Origin of the sequence: Acinetobacter sp. ANC 3781 (assembly GCF_004331285.1) — a bacterium.
Classification (GTDB): Bacteria; Pseudomonadota; Gammaproteobacteria; order Pseudomonadales; family Moraxellaceae; genus Acinetobacter.
Genome location: NZ_SJOH01000002.1, coordinates 208,012 through 225,138 on the forward strand (window position 1 = coordinate 208,012; position 17,127 = coordinate 225,138).

The 17,127-nt window shown below is 42.2% G+C and carries 12 protein-coding genes, 2 tRNA genes, 3 rRNA genes and 1 pseudogene; 4 read left to right on the top strand and 14 right to left on the bottom strand.

Features of this window, described 5'->3' with window-relative positions:
- Nucleotides 1-199 precede the first annotated feature (199 nt).
- From hisD to E0H89_RS02675, 6 genes are all read right to left on the bottom strand, one after another.
- Nucleotides 200-1,501: a histidinol dehydrogenase gene (gene hisD / locus E0H89_RS02650; protein WP_165494003.1), complete on the bottom strand. Its 1,302-nt coding sequence runs from the start codon at nucleotides 1,499-1,501 to the stop codon at nucleotides 200-202.
- 186 nt (nucleotides 1,502-1,687) lie between these two features.
- On the bottom strand, nucleotides 1,688-2,389 hold the full coding sequence (gene hisG, locus E0H89_RS02655; protein WP_131214296.1) for an ATP phosphoribosyltransferase: 702 nt from the start codon (nucleotides 2,387-2,389) through the stop codon (nucleotides 1,688-1,690).
- Nucleotides 2,389-3,645, bottom strand: a complete 1,257-nt coding sequence (murA, locus tag E0H89_RS02660; protein WP_131214297.1) for a UDP-N-acetylglucosamine 1-carboxyvinyltransferase — start codon at nucleotides 3,643-3,645, stop codon at nucleotides 2,389-2,391. Before murA ends, hisG begins: the two co-directional genes overlap by 1 nt.
- A 6-nt stretch (nucleotides 3,646-3,651) precedes the next feature.
- Nucleotides 3,652-3,903: a BolA family iron metabolism protein IbaG gene (ibaG, locus tag E0H89_RS02665; RefSeq protein ID WP_004650949.1), complete on the bottom strand. Its 252-nt coding sequence runs from the start codon at nucleotides 3,901-3,903 to the stop codon at nucleotides 3,652-3,654.
- 140 nt (nucleotides 3,904-4,043) lie between these two features.
- Nucleotides 4,044-4,376, bottom strand: coding sequence for a ribosome hibernation-promoting factor, HPF/YfiA family (gene hpf / locus E0H89_RS02670; RefSeq protein WP_131214298.1), 333 nt, complete (start codon nucleotides 4,374-4,376; stop codon nucleotides 4,044-4,046).
- Between the two features lie 172 nt (nucleotides 4,377-4,548).
- Nucleotides 4,549-6,003, bottom strand: coding sequence for an RNA polymerase factor sigma-54 (locus tag E0H89_RS02675; protein ID WP_131214299.1), 1,455 nt, complete (start codon nucleotides 6,001-6,003; stop codon nucleotides 4,549-4,551).
- 229 nt (nucleotides 6,004-6,232) lie between these two features.
- Here E0H89_RS02675 and E0H89_RS16905 point away from each other — a divergent pair, with 229 nt between their 5' ends.
- Both E0H89_RS16905 and E0H89_RS02685 read left to right on the top strand, forming a co-directional pair.
- Nucleotides 6,233-6,421: a transposase gene (locus tag E0H89_RS16905; protein ID WP_131214300.1), complete on the top strand. Its 189-nt coding sequence runs from the start codon at nucleotides 6,233-6,235 to the stop codon at nucleotides 6,419-6,421.
- Nucleotides 6,422-6,623: 202 nt separating this feature from the next.
- Nucleotides 6,624-6,953: pseudogene (locus E0H89_RS02685) on the top strand (oxidoreductase dimerization domain-containing protein); the annotation flags it as partial.
- 142 nt (nucleotides 6,954-7,095) lie between these two features.
- Here E0H89_RS02685 and rrf read toward each other — a convergent pair.
- The 8 genes from rrf to E0H89_RS02725 form a co-directional block, all read right to left on the bottom strand.
- Nucleotides 7,096-7,210, bottom strand: a 5S ribosomal RNA gene (rrf, locus tag E0H89_RS02690).
- 180 nt (nucleotides 7,211-7,390) lie between these two features.
- Nucleotides 7,391-10,287: ribosomal RNA gene (locus tag E0H89_RS02695) — 23S ribosomal RNA — on the bottom strand.
- Between the two features lie 330 nt (nucleotides 10,288-10,617).
- Nucleotides 10,618-10,693 (bottom strand) — tRNA-Ala (locus E0H89_RS02700).
- A gap of 82 nt (nucleotides 10,694-10,775) precedes the next feature.
- A tRNA-Ile gene (locus tag E0H89_RS02705) sits at nucleotides 10,776-10,852 on the bottom strand.
- Between the two features lie 61 nt (nucleotides 10,853-10,913).
- Nucleotides 10,914-12,451: ribosomal RNA gene (locus E0H89_RS02710) — 16S ribosomal RNA — on the bottom strand.
- The 16S, 23S and 5S rRNA genes sit together here with 2 tRNA genes alongside, the layout of an rRNA operon.
- A gap of 441 nt (nucleotides 12,452-12,892) precedes the next feature.
- A complete protein-coding gene (locus E0H89_RS02715) occupies nucleotides 12,893-13,966 on the bottom strand; it encodes a DUF6670 family protein (protein ID WP_131214302.1) in 1,074 nt (357 codons plus the stop codon).
- 39 nt (nucleotides 13,967-14,005) lie between these two features.
- On the bottom strand, nucleotides 14,006-14,833 hold the full coding sequence (gene pssA / locus E0H89_RS02720) for a CDP-diacylglycerol--serine O-phosphatidyltransferase (RefSeq protein ID WP_131214303.1): 828 nt from the start codon (nucleotides 14,831-14,833) through the stop codon (nucleotides 14,006-14,008).
- A 47-nt stretch (nucleotides 14,834-14,880) separates the two neighbouring features.
- Nucleotides 14,881-15,738 (bottom strand): 23S rRNA (adenine(2030)-N(6))-methyltransferase RlmJ, encoded by an 858-nt coding sequence (locus E0H89_RS02725; RefSeq protein ID WP_131214304.1) that lies wholly within the window; start codon nucleotides 15,736-15,738, stop codon nucleotides 14,881-14,883.
- A gap of 116 nt (nucleotides 15,739-15,854) precedes the next feature.
- Here E0H89_RS02725 and E0H89_RS02730 point away from each other — a divergent pair, with 116 nt between their 5' ends.
- Nucleotides 15,855-16,457, top strand: coding sequence for a 2OG-Fe(II) oxygenase (locus E0H89_RS02730; protein ID WP_131214334.1), 603 nt, complete (start codon nucleotides 15,855-15,857; stop codon nucleotides 16,455-16,457).
- Between the two features lie 91 nt (nucleotides 16,458-16,548).
- Nucleotides 16,549-17,076 carry a hypothetical protein gene (locus tag E0H89_RS02735; protein ID WP_131214305.1) on the top strand — a complete coding sequence of 176 codons (528 nt, stop codon included), beginning with the start codon at nucleotides 16,549-16,551 and terminating at the stop codon, nucleotides 17,074-17,076.
- Nucleotides 17,077-17,127: the final 51 nt, after the last annotated feature.

Consider the following 17,127-nt stretch of genomic DNA (forward strand, 5'->3'; position numbering starts at 1 on the left):
TTAATGCACTCAACTTACTTCACGTAAGCCCTCTCCTTTTAGGAGAAGGTTTGGGAGAGGTCAAACTTAATCCCAAATCGAAATGAATATTAAATTCTTTGCCCCCCTAACCTCTCTTGCACTTTGCTTTTAAGCAATCCTTAAAGCTCGTTCAGAGAGAGGAACATTCATTACTGAATAGAGAGCTCTTCACTTTATATTATTGATAACGATATCTTGCTGATCTCGCATGGGCATCCAAATTTTCTTGCTGCGCTAACACATCAGCGGTTTTCGCTAAAGTTTTCACACCTTCTTGCGAACACATGATCAGGCTTGAGCGCTTCTGGAAATCATATACACCTAGCGGTGAAGAGAATCGTGCTGTACCCGAGGTCGGCAAAACGTGATTTGGACCCGCACAGTAGTCACCAATAGCTTCTGGGGTATAACGCCCCATGAAAATTGCACCAGCATGCCGAATTTCTTCCGCCATTTCCTGGGCTTCATCCAAGCAAAGCTCTAAATGTTCAGGAGCAACTTGATTGATCAAATCAATTGCCTCGGTACGATCTTTCACCAAAACCAAGGCCCCCCGATTGGCAATAGATGTACGTGCAATTTCAGCTTTAGGCAATTCAGCTAGATGATCTTCAATGGCTTGCTCAACATCATTTAAAAGCTGTTCATCAGGTGTAATAAATACTGCTTGAGCAACGGTGTCATGTTCAGCTTGCGACAATAGATCCATCGCTAGCCATTTCGCGTTATTTTCACCTTCGGCATAAACCAGAATTTCAGAAGGTCCGGCAATCATGTCGATCCCCACTTGACCAAACACAGCACGTTTGGCAGCTGCAACAAAACGGTTACCTGGGCCGGTAATTTTATCTACGCCCGGAACAGTTTCTGTACCATATGCCAAAGCTGCTACAGCTTGTGCACCACCGATGGTAAATACACGAGTCACACCTGCCAAATAAGCCGCAGCCAACACCAATGGATTTAATTCGCCATTCGGTGCTGGAACCACCATAATAATTTCAGCAACACCTGCCACATGCGCAGGTACAGCATTCATCAACACTGAAGACGGATAAGAAGCTAAGCCGCCTGGCACATAAATCCCGACACGATCAAGCGGCGTGATTTTTTGTCCCAGTGTATTGCCTAATGCATCCACATAAGTCCAACCATCCTGCTTTTGTGCGTGATGGAACTCACGAATTCGATTTGCAGCCAATTCTAAAGCTTCACGAACGTCGTTATCTAAACCGTCAAAAGCCGTTTTGAGTTGTTCTTGGGTAAGTTCAAGATCTGAAAACTGATGCGCTGGATGTCGATCGAACTGTTGAGTGAGTTTAAGAACATGAGCATCACCATGCTGACGAACATCAGCAATAATTTGATCTACGGTTTTTAAAAGTTCTGGGTCACTCACGGTTTCAAAAGCCAACAAATCAGCAAAGACTTGTTTGAAATTTTGATCCTGAGTCGATAAACGTCGCATCAATTTATCCACAATGAAAATAAAGGGAAGCTTTAGTTTACCTGTTTTATCTGCATTTGTCGGTAGTTACCTCTGACTATCACTCTGAGTTTTATTGGAAATAGCTTTCGGTAAAATTGATTAAACTTATGTTTGTATAAATTTTTATGATCTATAGAAAAAACCGCCCAATTGGACGGTTTTTATTAAAACAAGAAATTAAGCTTGTTTTACTTTTTCACGCTCATCCACTGCTTTTTCAAGCTGGGCCAGAATCGGATTCAATAAAGTTTGCTTACGTTTAAAGCTGGCTTTATTTACAATCAAACGTGAAGAAACTTTACAAATTTCTTCAAGCGGTTCAAGACCATTGGCACGCAGTGTATTACCGGTATCAACCACATCGACGATGTAATGCCCCAAACCCACAAGTGGTGCAAGTTCCATTGAACCGTAAAGTTTAATCACATCCACTTGCTCACCCAAGCTTGCATAGTATTGACGGGTTAAATTTACGTATTTAGTGGCAATTTTTAAACGACCTTTCGGACGTTCCATCCCCACTTTACCGGCTGTCATGAGTTTACATACAGCAATTTTCAAGTCCAATGGTTCATACACGTTTTGCGCGCCATGCTCCATCAACACATCTTTACCTGCGACACCAATATCTGCTGCACCATTTTCAACATAAGTGGGTACATCAGATGCACGTAAAATTAAAATACGCACTTGCTTATGTGTGGTTGGAAAAATTAACTTACGTGATTTTTCTGGATCTTCCAGCAAGTTAATTCCTGCTGTCTCAAGCAAGGGTAAAGTTTCTTTTAAGATACGTCCTTTGCTTAATGCTAAAGTTAAACCATGATCAAAATTGCCCATTACGTCAAAGTTTGGATCATCGTTTCTCATATCGCTCATTAACTTACTCGCTTAATTTGGGCACCTAAACCCTGTAACTTTGCTTCAATATCTTCATAACCGCGGTCAATATGATAAATACGGTCAATCAATGTTTCCCCATCTGCTGCTAAAGCCGCAAGAACCAAAGAGAATGAAGCACGTAAATCGGTTGCCATCACTGGTGCTGCAGAAAGTTTGTCTACTCCAGTCACGACAGCATCATTACCTTCAACCTGAATATTTGCACCCATACGTGAAAGTTCAGGCACATGCATAAAACGGTTTTCAAAAATCGTTTCAGAAATAGTGGCAAAACCACGACCAATGGCATTTACCGCCATGATCTGTGCTTGCATATCGGTTGGAAATTCTGGATGTGGCAAGGTCTGGAAGCTGACTGCTTTCGGACGTTTACCCATCATGTCGAGTTCAATCCAGTCATCACCACGAGTTACTTCCGCACCCATTTCTTCAAATTTATCTAAAACAGATTCGAGCAGTGATGGGTCAGTATGTGTAGCTTTGATTTTACCGCCCGTAATAGCAGCAGCAGCAAGATATGAGCCTGTTTCAATACGGTCCGCAACAACAGCATATTCACAGCCATGCAAGCTTTCAACACCGGTTACCACCAAGGTATCCGTATCTAGGCCTTCAATTTTTGCACCCATTTTAATCAGCATTTGCGCAAGGTCAGTAATTTCTGGTTCACGCGCCGCATTACGAATCGTGGTCACTCCATCAGCCACAACTGCAGCCATGAGAATATTTTCAGTACCACCTACAGTCACCATGTCAAAGATAACTTCGCCACCTTTTAGACGACCGTCCACTTTGGCATGCACATAACCGTTTTCTACTTCAATTTCAGCACCCAAAGCTTCTAATGCTTTTAAGTGTTGATCAACAGGACGTGAACCAATGGCACAACCCCCTGGAAGCGACACTTGTGCACTACCATAGCGCGCAAGTAATGGACCAAGCACCAAAATTGAAGCTCGCATGGTTTTGACCAGTTCATAAGGTGCAAACTGATTGTTCAATGTAGAGGTATCAGCCTTAACCGTGTCACCTTCATAAGACATTTGAATACCCAGACCCGCAATCAGTTTCACTAGTGTATTTACGTCTTTAAGATTAGGCACATTGGTTAAGGTGGTTGGCGTATCAGCAAGAATCATCGCTGCAAGTAAAGGCAATGCTGCATTTTTCGCACCCGAAATACGCACTTCACCTTCGAGCTTAACACCGCCCTGAATTAAAAATTTATCCATTTAGTTCTAAGCTCCGAATAAGCTTGCTTTACGCCATTCTTCTTTGGTCATTGCACGAATAGTTACCGCGTGTACTTCACCGCTGGCAATATATGAATTTAACGGAGCATAAACCGTTTGTTGACGTGCGACTGGGCGCTTACCTTCGAATTGTTCATCGACGATTCGAAGATCAAACTTACCGCCTTGCCCACTAACTGCAACTTCAGCCTCTGGAAAAGCAGCTTTTAAAATTTCAGTGAGCTGTTCACTATTCATCACAAAGACCTCTTATAGGACCAACGGTGTAAAAACCTGCCATTTTACTATAAATATGAAAAATAAATCATTAACGCATAACATTTTATATATATAAAAAAAGAGGTCTCTAAAAAACCTCTTTTCGTTTAAAAATCAGACTATACAAGCACAGGCTGATACCCAATCTGCATTTTCCGATATTTGTGTAATTGTCTTTTTAGTTTTTCTGTTAGTTTCTTAATCGCCGCATACATATCATCGGCACTGGCTTGGGCAAACATCTCTATCCCGGGTAAACGAATAATCGCTTCAGCAATGTGATTGTCACTACCTTTTTTAGTAATTTTATCTATTTGATGATCTTTTGAAAGTTTGACCTGCATACTATTTACTTGATCTAAATGCTTTGTCATTTGCGTAAATCTAAGGCGAATATTTTCTTCAATTGCAGGGGTAATGGTTAAATGGTGACCACGAATTGTTATTTGCATAGTGCTATCCCTCACCTTTTTTAGGATTAGAAAAGAATAGTCAAGCCGACCTAATGACAGCAAAAAATACAATCCTGCACATTTAACATTAAATCATTTCAACTATTCCTTAAGTAAAAAGAGATTCATTATCTTGTCATAATGAATCTCTAGAATAGCCACACTTTAAAATTTAGATCAAGACTTTTCGTTCAGAAGATGAAGGAATATGTAACGACTCTCGATATTTAGCTACCGTTCGACGAGCCACATCAACCCCGTCTTCTTTCAATAAATTGGCAATAATATTATCTGATAAAGGTTTACGTGGATTTTCTTCAGAAACCAACTTTTTAATTTTGGCCCGAATGGCAATGGAAGACGCTTCCCCGCCCGAAGTTGTTGCCACGTGACTAGAGAAAAAGTATTTCAGCTCGAATAAACCGCGTGGGGTAAGCATAAATTTATTGGTGGTTACACGCGATACTGTAGACTCGTGCAACTCTACCTCTTCAGCAATCTCACGTAGCACCAAGGGCCTCATTCCTTCTGCACCAATTTCTAAAAACATTTTTTGATGTTCAACAATACAAGTTGCAACTTTTAATAAGGTTTTATGGCGTTCATCTACACTTTTAATAAAATTTTTTGCATCTAACATTTGATTACGTAAATATTGATTATCATTGCTTTGATCGGCACGTTTAATCATATTGGCATAAAAAGAATTAATGCGTAATTTTGGCATAATATCTGGATTTAACTGTACCTGCCAATGGTCATTTTTTTTCATTACGACCACATCTGGAATTTGATAATCCGAATCTTTTTCTTCAAACTCCATACCGGGATAGGCTTTTAAAGTTTTTAACAAATCAACCGCACATTTTAATTGATCTGGATTTAAACCCGTCTGCTTGACTAACTTTGCCAATTCATTAGAAATCAATAACTCATAATGACTTAATAAATTGATTGCTTCACGACGATACGCTGTTTGCACAGGTAAAATTTCCAACTGAACCAACAAGCATTCAGCCAGATTACGTGATGCCACCCCGGCAGGATCAAGATGCTGAATATGCTTTAAAACCGCAACCACTTCATCATCTTCAACCTCATCGTCGTACTCCATAGATTCTAATAAATACTGAACGGTGGTGGTTATTTCTGTAATTTCTGCATCCAAAAAGCCTTTTTCATCTAAAGAGTCCACAATACAGTGTGCAATCAGCTGATCGACTTGAGAAAAATGCAACAAATTGATCTGTTCAAGCATATGCTCTTTTAAACCTAAATGCCCTTGACGATTATCTTCACGCTCTTCATATTCAGATAAACCTAGACTGGTGGGCTGATGCGTATAAACATCATCCCAATCGGTATCAACCGGTAAATCATCAGGTAAAGTATTGGCATTTAATTCATTGGTTAGGTCTTTATTATCATGTTCCTGTTCTTCCAAAGAAGATAGACTTTCAATATTTTCCTGTTCTTCTATTTTTTCTAATAAAGGATTACTATCGAGTTGAGTTTGAATTTCTTGCTCGAGTTCTAAACTAGATAGTTGAAGCAAACGAATGGCTTGCTGCAACTGCGGTGTCAACGACAAGGAGTTCGCAACTCTTAATCCAACCGATAACTTCATAACACCCCTACTCTTCTTTGCACACTTATTGTAAGCAATTTTTATGCCGATTTATAATTTTATAGCATAAAATTATTAAAAATCATACAATTTTTAAAGTTTGAAAAGATTAGAATTTATTGACCTTTACTGTACTAAAAAATTAGCGAGAAAATAAGATTCAATCGGCAACCCAAACTTACTTCTGGTTATGCCTCATACCTTACAGATTGATTAGCATTTAGCAAAGTTGAACATCCTTCTCAGTCATTTCGATATTTATTTTAAATGTAATTTAAGATTATTTATTGAAGCCATCCTTTATCGAAATCGAACAGGCTGTCCTTGGCATGATTTACCGAAGGTCTTTGGTAAACCCACTCCATGGTTAAGAAGTTCACTTCAGGGTCTAAAACCAATAAGTAATTCAAAATATTAAATTTATTACCAAATGATGCGGATATAGAATAGACCTTTATTGAAATTAATCATGTTCGTATGCATAAACATGCTATAGCAATTAAAAACCAGAATATTACAAAGAGGGGCGCTAAAAATAGCCCCAACACTCACTTAATATTGGATGCCACGGCTATAGTAAAGAGTTTATTGAATTTACTTTTACCTTAACACACTAATGAGAAATAACTATTGTTGGACAGAGCTTTCAGCAGCTGACGCAATCCAAAGCTGAATTTGTCACCGGCTTTGTGTCTTACAAAAACCAGGGCCGGGCCATGGTGTTGGGTAAAAACCAAGGGGCTGTCGAAGTTTATATCGAAACAGCAACCCGCAAGTTTCTGGGAAGCGAACTGTTCGTTGAGTCTGCTGAACATATGGCGCATCTATTATGCTGGATGATCTCTGAAGGGTTAAGCCTGGATGAGATCCTGGAGAAACCCTTTTACCATCCCACCCTGGAAGAAGGCTTGAGAACTGCCTTTAAACATGCCCGAAGACAGCTGGAATAAAACAGGCGTCAAAGCTTTTCCCTTGCTGGATTTTTTCCAGCCTAACTATTTGCGACAGCGGTTTTCTTTTCTGGCTCTTTCAGTGATTATTTTTGAGGCATAAAAAAAGCCCCGCTATTTAAGCGGGGCTTTTGGAATAATGAGCTGGCGATGACTTACTCTCACATGGGTAACCCCACACTACCATCAGCGCAAAGAGGTTTCACTTCTGAGTTCGGGAAGGGATCAGGTGGTTCACTCTTGCTATTGTCGCCAGCACAACTGTTATGGATACGTTCGGGTCTTATCTTGCGGAACAGTGTTCCTCATGCCGTACTTGTGTTTCCAAATCTGTAACAGATTGGGCTGTTTGAGTTGAACATTGTCTAACTAACGCTTCACTAAATCAAGCATTTTGCTGATCAATCTTTTGAAGTATACAACTGTTTGGGTGTTGTATAGTCAAGCCTCACGAGTAATTAGTATTGGTCAGCTTCATGCATCACTGCACTTCCACATCCAACCTATCAACGTTGTAGTCTTCAACGGCTCTTTAGAGGACATAAAGTCCTTGGGAAATCTTATCTTGAGGTAGGCTTCCCGCTTAGATGCTTTCAGCGGTTATCCCTTCCAAACATAGCTACCCGGCGATGCCACTGGCGTGACAACCGGTACACCAGAGGTTTGTCCACTCTGGTCCTCTCGTACTAGGAGCAGATCCTCTCAAATTTCCAGCGCCCACGGTAGATAGGGACCGAACTGTCTCACGACGTTCTAAACCCAGCTCGCGTACCTCTTTAAATGGCGAACAGCCATACCCTTGGGACCTGCTTCAGCCCCAGGATGAGATGAGCCGACATCGAGGTGCCAAACACCGCCGTCGATATGAACTCTTGGGCGGTATCAGCCTGTTATCCCCAGAGTACCTTTTATCCGTTGAGCGATGGCCCTTCCATACAGAACCACCGGATCACTAAGACCTACTTTCGTACCTGCTCGACTTGTGGGTCTCGCAGTTAAGCGCGCTTTTGCCTTTATACTCTACGCGTGATTTCCGACCACGCTGAGCGCACCTTCGTACTCCTCCGTTACTCTTTAGGAGGAGACCGCCCCAGTCAAACTACCCACCAGACATGGTCCTCGCTCCAGATTATGGAGCAGAGTTAGAACCTCAATATTACCAGGGTGGTATTTCAAGATTGGCTCCACCAGAACTAGCGTCCTGGTTTCAAAGCCTCCCACCTATCCTACACAAGTAAGATCAAAGTTCAATGTCAAGCTGCAGTAAAGGTTCACGGGGTCTTTCCGTCTAGCCGCGGGTACACCGCATCTTCACGGCGATTTCGATTTCACTGAGTCTCTGCTGGAGACAGCGCCCCCATCATTATGCCATTCGTGCAGGTCGGAACTTACCCGACAAGGAATTTCGCTACCTTAGGACCGTTATAGTTACGGCCGCCGTTTACTGGGGCTTCGATCAAGAGCTTCGCTTACGCTAACCCCATCAATTAACCTTCCAGCACCGGGCAGGCATCACACCCTATACGTCCACTTTCGTGTTTGCAGAGTGCTATGTTTTTAATAAACAGTTGCAGGGGCCTGGTTTCTGTGGCTGTCAACCGCTCAGGAAGTAAATTCCATCACCGTCGACAGCGTACCTTCTCCCGAAGTTACGGTACCATTTTGCCTAGTTCCTTCAGCAGAGTTCTCTCAAGCGCTTTGGTCTACTCGACCTGACCACCTGTGTCGGTTTCGGGTACGATTCCTGTGTAACTGAAGCTTAGAGACTTTTCCTGGAAGTATGGTATCAGCCACTTCACTGCACAAGTGCAGCTTGCTATCAGTTCTCAGCATAGAGTACCCCGGATTTGCCTAAGATACATGCCTACAACCTTTCACCTGGACAACCAACGCCAGGCTGACTTAACCTTCTCCGTCCTCTCATCGCATTACACAGAAGTATTGGAATATTAACCAATTTCCCATCGACTACGCCTCTCGGCCTCGCCTTAGGGGTCGACTCACCCAGCCCCGATTAACGTTGGACTGGAACCCTTGGTCTTTCAGCGTGCGAGTTTTTCACTCGCATTGTCGTTACTCACGTCAGCATTCGCACTTCTGATACCTCCAGCAGACTTCTCAATCCACCTTCATCGGCTTACAGAACGCTCCCCTACCACTTACACTTACGTGTAAATCCGCAGCTTCGGCATATAGTTTTAGCCCCGTTACATCTTCCGCGCAGGCCGACTCGACTAGTGAGCTATTACGCTTTCTTTAAAGGGTGGCTGCTTCTAAGCCAACCTCCTAGCTGTCTATGCCTTCCCACATCGTTTCCCACTTAACTATAATTTTGGGGCCTTAGCTGGCGGTCTGGATTGTTTTCCTCTTGACTACGGACGTTAGCACCCGCAGTCTGTCTCCCGGATAGTACTCATTGGTATTCGGAGTTTGCATCGGTTTGGTAAGTCGGGATGACCCCCTAGCCGAAACAGTGCTCTACCCCCAATGGTATTCGTCCGAGGCGCTACCTAAATAGCTTTCGGGGAGAACCAGCTATCACCGAGTTTGATTAGCCTTTCACCCCTATCCACAAGTCATCCCCTGGCTTTTCAACGACAGTGGGTTCGGTCCTCCAGTTAGTGTTACCCAACCTTCAACCTGCTCATGGATAGATCACCCGGTTTCGGGTCTACACCCAGCAACTGAACGCCCTATTAAGACTCGATTTCTCTACGGCTCCCCTATACGGTTAACCTTGCTACTGAATGTAAGTCGCTGACCCATTATACAAAAGGTACGCAGTCACCGGACACAATGCCGGCTCCCACTGCTTGTATGCATGCGGTTTCAGGATCTATTTCACTCCCCTCACAGGGGTTCTTTTCGCCTTTCCCTCACGGTACTGGTTCACTATCGGTCAGTCAGGAGTATTTAGCCTTGGAGGATGGTCCCCCCATATTCAGACAAGGTTTCACGTGCCCCGCCCTACTCGACATCATCATATAAGCCCTTTCGTGTACAGGACTATCACCCACTACGGTTGCACTTCCCAGAGCATTCCACTAGAACTTATATGACTTAATGGGCTTTTCCCCGTTCGCTCGCCGCTACTAAGGGAATCTCAATTGATTTCTTTTCCTAAGGGTACTGAGATGTTTCACTTCCCCTCGTTCGCCTTGCATGACTATGTATTCATCATGCAATACCTAGCTTATGCTAAGTGGGTTTCCCCATTCAGAAATCTCCGGATCACAGGATATTTGCCGCCTCCCCGGAGCTTATCGCAGGCTATTACGTCTTTCATCGCCTCTGACTGCCAAGGCATCCACCACATGCACTTAATTACTTGACTATACAACCCCAAACAGTCGCTTGATCCTACAAGGAGATCAACCAACATACAGTTTGAAGTACTGTGAATTTAATCACTGCACAGCTTCTATTAGATTCATATACCAAAACGCTTGATTCAGTTAATCGCTAGTTCTCATTTCATTCAACTTTCACAATTGCTTGTTAGGTTGTTTGAAACGAGTTAAACAATTTATTTCAACTCAAATTTGCCAATCTGTTAATGAATAAACTTGCCTTCGTCAGGTCAGGTTTAATACCGTGATACTTAAATCACAGAAGTTAATAAAATCTAAATCTTAAATTCAGTTTTCACTAAGTTCTGTAATTATGGTGGAGACTAACGGAGTCGAACCGTTGACCTCCTGCGTGCAAAGCAGGCGCTCTACCAACTAAGCTAAGTCCCCAGCTTATCATTAGATCGATGTATCTCTTCGTTTGTAACTTCATCTCCAGATTTTCATCTTTCAACTCTTCAGTTAGTAGACTTGGTGGGTCTGACAAGACTTGAACTTGTGACCCCACGCTTATCAAGCGTGTGCTCTAACCAACTGAGCTACAGACCCATCGATACATCTTTATGAAGAACAACTTGTTGTGGATTCTTACCGATCGTCAATCTTTCGTTAAGGAGGTGATCCAGCCGCAGGTTCCCCTACGGCTACCTTGTTACGACTTCACCCCAGTCATCGGCCACACCGTGGTAAGCGTCCTCCTTGCGGTTAGACTACCTACTTCTGGTGCAACAAACTCCCATGGTGTGACGGGCGGTGTGTACAAGGCCCGGGAACGTATTCACCGCGGCATTCTGATCCGCGATTACTAGCGATTCCGACTTCATGGAGTCGAGTTGCAGACTCCAATCCGGACTACGATCGGCTTTTTGAGATTAGCATCCTCTCGCGAGGTAGCAACCCTTTGTACCGACCATTGTAGCACGTGTGTAGCCCTGGTCGTAAGGGCCATGATGACTTGACGTCGTCCCCGCCTTCCTCCAGTTTGTCACTGGCAGTATCCTTAAAGTTCCCGGCTTAACCCGCTGGCAAATAAGGAAAAGGGTTGCGCTCGTTGCGGGACTTAACCCAACATCTCACGACACGAGCTGACGACAGCCATGCAGCACCTGTATGTAAGTTCCCGAAGGCACCAATCCATCTCTGGAAAGTTCTTACTATGTCAAGACCAGGTAAGGTTCTTCGCGTTGCATCGAATTAAACCACATGCTCCACCGCTTGTGCGGGCCCCCGTCAATTCATTTGAGTTTTAGTCTTGCGACCGTACTCCCCAGGCGGTCTACTTATCGCGTTAGCTGCGCCACTAAAGTCTCAAAGACCCCAACGGCTAGTAGACATCGTTTACGGCATGGACTACCAGGGTATCTAATCCTGTTTGCTCCCCATGCTTTCGTACCTCAGTGTCAGTATTAGGCCAGATGGCTGCCTTCGCCATCGGTATTCCTCCAGATCTCTACGCATTTCACCGCTACACCTGGAATTCTACCATCCTCTCCCATACTCTAGCCAACCAGTATCGAATGCAATTCCCAAGTTAAGCTCGGGGATTTCACATTTGACTTAATTGGCCACCTACGCACGCTTTACGCCCAGTAAATCCGATTAACGCTTGCACCCTCTGTATTACCGCGGCTGCTGGCACAGAGTTAGCCGGTGCTTATTCTGCGAGTAACGTCCACTATCCCAGAGTATTAATCTAGGTAGCCTCCTCCTCGCTTAAAGTGCTTTACAACCAAAAGGCCTTCTTCACACACGCGGCATGGCTGGATCAGGGTTCCCCCCATTGTCCAATATTCCCCACTGCTGCCTCCCGTAGGAGTCTGGGCCGTGTCTCAGTCCCAGTGTGGCGGATCATCCTCTCAGACCCGCTACAGATCGTCGCCTTGGTAGGCCTTTACCCCACCAACTAGCTAATCCGACTTAGGCTCATCTATTAGCGCAAGGTCCGAAGATCCCCTGCTTTCCCCCGTAGGGCGTATGCGGTATTAGCATTCCTTTCGAAATGTTGTCCCCCACTAATAGGCAGATTCCTAAGCATTACTCACCCGTCCGCCGCTAGGTAATGTAGCAAGCTACATTTCCCCGCTCGACTTGCATGTGTTAAGCCTGCCGCCAGCGTTCAATCTGAGCCATGATCAAACTCTTCAGTTTAATATTGCTTAGTGCCTTAAAGGGCACCAATCTTGGCTCATCAATTTTCTGACAAATATTTCTCAAATAAACTTCGAGTAATTTCTACCATCAATCAATGAAAATAATTTCGATCAATCAACCGGTAAAAATCCACACAAGTTGTTCTTCATAATCTCTTAATGAGTGTCTTGCAACTTCATCAGCAGCAAGCTAGGTCGGCTATATTACTCTCTATCTAAAGAAAGTCAACAGGTTTTATTGATTAATTTTCAACTTCTTCAAGACTTCCAGATTTAAACCCTTTAGGCTAAATCCTTGTTTCTCAACAAGTTTTAATCAACATCACCGCCGATGGATGTGCATTCTACAGTATTTCAGAGGGGTTGCAACCCCCTTTTTCAAATAATTCAGCAAAAACCTAATGACCGCTTATTTATTCTGCAAAATGACGGGGTTTTCTTATTTTTTGCACGCAAAAGGTACGGTATTGACTAATTCATCACGCATTTTTTCTTCTTTATCTTTTTCCTGCCAGTTCAATGAACGACAATCCGTATATTCGCAGTAACCACTTTCACCCATTTCTTCCTGATGATTAATTTTAATTTGATATTTAAAGCTACCTACATAACCGGCACCCAAACCAAATTTAAAATCTCCGCGACTTTGTGCTTGAATTGAAATACAGGTGCCATCTTTACCAATATAAGCCCATTCAAACTCACGCGGCAAATACATGTATTGTCCATTCGGCGTTTTCACCTTCGGATAAACACGATGGACTTTGAAACGGACATTATCATCAAACATTTGTGCTATTCCGGTCTGGGCGTCCCGTAAATACAAACGAGATTGCACAATGCGATTAAAAGGATCACGAATTTGTGCTAACAGAAGCTGACGATTGTTTTCCAGATTAATAATCTGATAAGTAAAAAATGCGAGTGGTAAATAGGAAAAGTTTATGGAGCGTGCATATTCAAAACAGCCCATTTGCTGAATTTCAAACTTCTGCGCTTTATAAGTAATTTGACCTTCACACTGACATACTATTGACCAGTGATCTGCCAATCCCATACGCAACTTGGTAAAATAAGAAATGAGATTGCTAGTGGTTATAGATAAATCAAAACTTAGTTCTTTATCTTCGCGCTGAATACGAAAATGCGGAAAACTTCCAGAAAGCATTTCCCGATCTGCAAACCTAAAATATTCTTTTTTGAACTGACATTCTTTTTCAACAGAATAGGAATTTAACTGTCCCATCATATGTGGACTAACACTGGCAATAATGGTTGCTGTGTCTAAAGCAGTGGAATGAATTGCACTTTCGTTGCGAAGCATAGGAACATTGGGCTGACCAATCACACTTAAAAAGTTTAAGTAATGTAAGGGCGCTGGCAAATTCGGAATCATCAAGCCTTGATGAATAATTTTATATCGCCCTTTTTGCGCATGATAAGCCAACTGCGCCTGAGAGGGAGCCTGATTGAGTTGTTTAGACTGGTCAAATAAATCTTGAAACAACTGCATATCGTGCTCCTTTTTATTTTAGGTATAGATGTCTCATTTTTATATAGGGTTATTTTTTCTAGCTATAAATGTCGTTACGAAACCAGAAAGTGCGTAGATAATAGAAATCACCAAGATTCCTACTGGGATATTATAAGTAATCGCGGCAAAGATAAATACAGCGATTGGCAGCACCGCAAAAGGAACACGTTTACGATCCAATGTTTTAAATGAATAATATTTAATATTCGAGATCATCAACAAACCCACTGCTACTATAAGCACAGCATTGATAATTTGAATACCAACTTCCCGTAAATCAAAAATTGCAGGGAAATCACGCCCTACCCAGACCATAGTAATAATCAAAATGGCTGCCAACGGACTTGCCACACCAATAAAGTAGCGTTTATCAACTACGCCAATTTGTACATTAAAACGCGCTAACCGGAATGCCGCACATGCCGTATAGACAAAACAGCATGCCAGGCCAATACGACCCAAATCATGCAAACTCCAGCTATACATTAAAATAGCTGGTGCTACACCAAACGCTAACAAGTCGGATAAAGAGTCATACTGTTCACCAAAAGCACTTTGTGCGCCAATCGCTCGAGCGACTCGACCATCTAAACCATCTAACAACGCTGCAAGAAAAATAGCGTAAATCGCTTGGGTGAAATCACCATTCATGCTGGCAATAATAGAGTAAAACCCCGACAGCAATGCTGCTGTCGTGATCAGATTCGGCCACAGATAGATTCCACGACGTTTTACCTTTTGTCCCTCATGGGTTTGTTCTTCTTCTTCCACTTCAAAAGTGATACCATCAAAAGTATGTTCATCACGTGTAGAAGATTCACTTTCAGGTTTATTTATACTTGTCATTCTTATCGATCCTAACTGTAACCGTATCTCTTTTTTAAACGTCTGTATTATTCGCCAACCAACCAGCGTACAGCAGCATGCCCACCATTTTCACTCATACGCAAATGCGGGAACAGCCATTGCAATGCCTCATCTGCATCCTCAGAAAACTTCCAAGGTGGATTAATCACCAGTAAACCACAACCATTCAAACCTACCGGGGTGTCATCTGGCCATACACAAATTTCACACACCAATTGACGGCGGATACCGGTTTTCATCATTTTCTTTTCGAAACGATCAATCATGGCGCGATCTTTAATTGGATACCAAACTGCAAAACACCCTGTAGGCCATTTTTTATGTGCAGTTGCCAACAATTCTACTAACTGAGGGAAATCTTTACGTTCTAATTCGTAAGGAGGATCAATCATCACCAAACCACGTTTTTCTTTCGGTGGAATAACTCCCAACAAGCCTTCATAAGCATCACGTTCATGCAAACCTGCACGGCGGTCACGAATATTGAAATACAATTCTTGAAAAACTTCTTTCTGCATTTCAAAGATCGTTGCTTTATCAATATCGCGCATACCTTCCAGTGCGAACCAAGGCGAGCCTGGATAAGCACCCTTACCTGAACCGGCACGCATATTTTCAACCACTTTAAGATATTGCTTCACGCCTTCAGGAGCATTGCGAATAATTGAATCATCAAGCTTTACTAAACGATGAATACCGTTTAAAAATTCACCTGATTTTTGTGCAGCAGATGTAGATAAATCATATTTACCTGCACCACCATGCGTATCTATATAGCGATACGGTTTATCTTTGGCATTTAAACGTGTTAAAAGTTGGAGCAATAACACATGCTTCATAACATCGGCAAAGTTGCCTGCATGGAAATGGTGACGGTAATTCATGTTTCTTTAATTCCTGTAATCAACGGATATTTTAGCATGAAAAAATGTTTCATTCCGAAGGATATCTTGCTCTAGAATACGCCACCTTTTTTCAGATTGTATTTGAGTATATGTATATGGATGCAATTCAGCTCCCAAAGTCATGGAATGTTGATCAAATTATTGAAGATTTAGATCAACATGGTTTTACGCTCATAGACGATGCCTACCCTCAAAATTATGTACAGGCTTTAGCTGAAGAATGCACATTTAATTTAAACCGTTTTCGTGATGCAGCCATTCAAAATGGCGTAGTCAGTAATATCCGTAGTGACCATATTCTGTGGATTAGCGAAGAACTAGAAACTGCACAACATCACATTGAAACCCTTAAAAACATCTCTCAACTCTTAAATTTCAATTTTTATTTAGGCATCCAAGAAGTTGAAGCTCATTTTGCCTGTTATAACGCGGGAGAATATTACGCTTTGCATCGTGACAATCCTCAGGAGAAAAATGGTCGTATTATTTCTACAGTCTATTATTTACATGAAGACTGGCAAGATGGCTGGGGTGGAGAGCTCCACTTACAGGATAAAAGTGGACAATGGCATACTATTCAACCCAAACCGAATCGTATTGCAATGTTTCAAAGCGATTTATTGCATGAAGTAATTCAATCCAAGCACCAACGCTTATCAATCACCGCATGGTTACGTAGTGCTAATGTCTTGTTCTAATTGTTTATTATAAAATCAGGATACTGTATTCACCTTTAAATTCCTGATTTTGCCCCTATATACTGATTATTCATCAATGAGGTATTGGCTAATGTTTGAAAATACAAAAAAAATTATCGAGCGTATCGGTGAGACGGATCAATTGTATTTGGAAAACAATACGCCTGAGCTTGCCTTAGAACGTGCTGATTTACGTTTACAACTGGTGGTTATAAGCAATTCACGTCAAGAACAGATTCATTTTCTGCAAGAGGCCGTGGTTCTATTAGAACAGGGCCGAATTGAATATGAAGAAATGCCAATGCGCTTGTATTTGAATCTGTCTTTACATCTGGCTAAAGCCTATATGCTGTATTTCGAAATTACCAAGGAACAGCGTTTTGCTTTAATTACCGAGCAGATTTTAAAACCGCTATCACAACATGGACACAGTGATATCTATTTTTTCCTTGCTTATGCCTCAGTTTCTAAAAATCAGACTGCATTGACTCGACACTGGTTAACTAAATACAGTAAATCTGTGGACTTTGATTTAGAACTACTACAAAAACATCCTTCATTTAGGGTGCTACGCGAAGAAATCTGGTTTGTAGAACTCTTACAAAGTAAATTGCACTAATTTTAAAAAAATATAAGACTCTCCAAAATGGAGAGTCTTTTCTATATATGA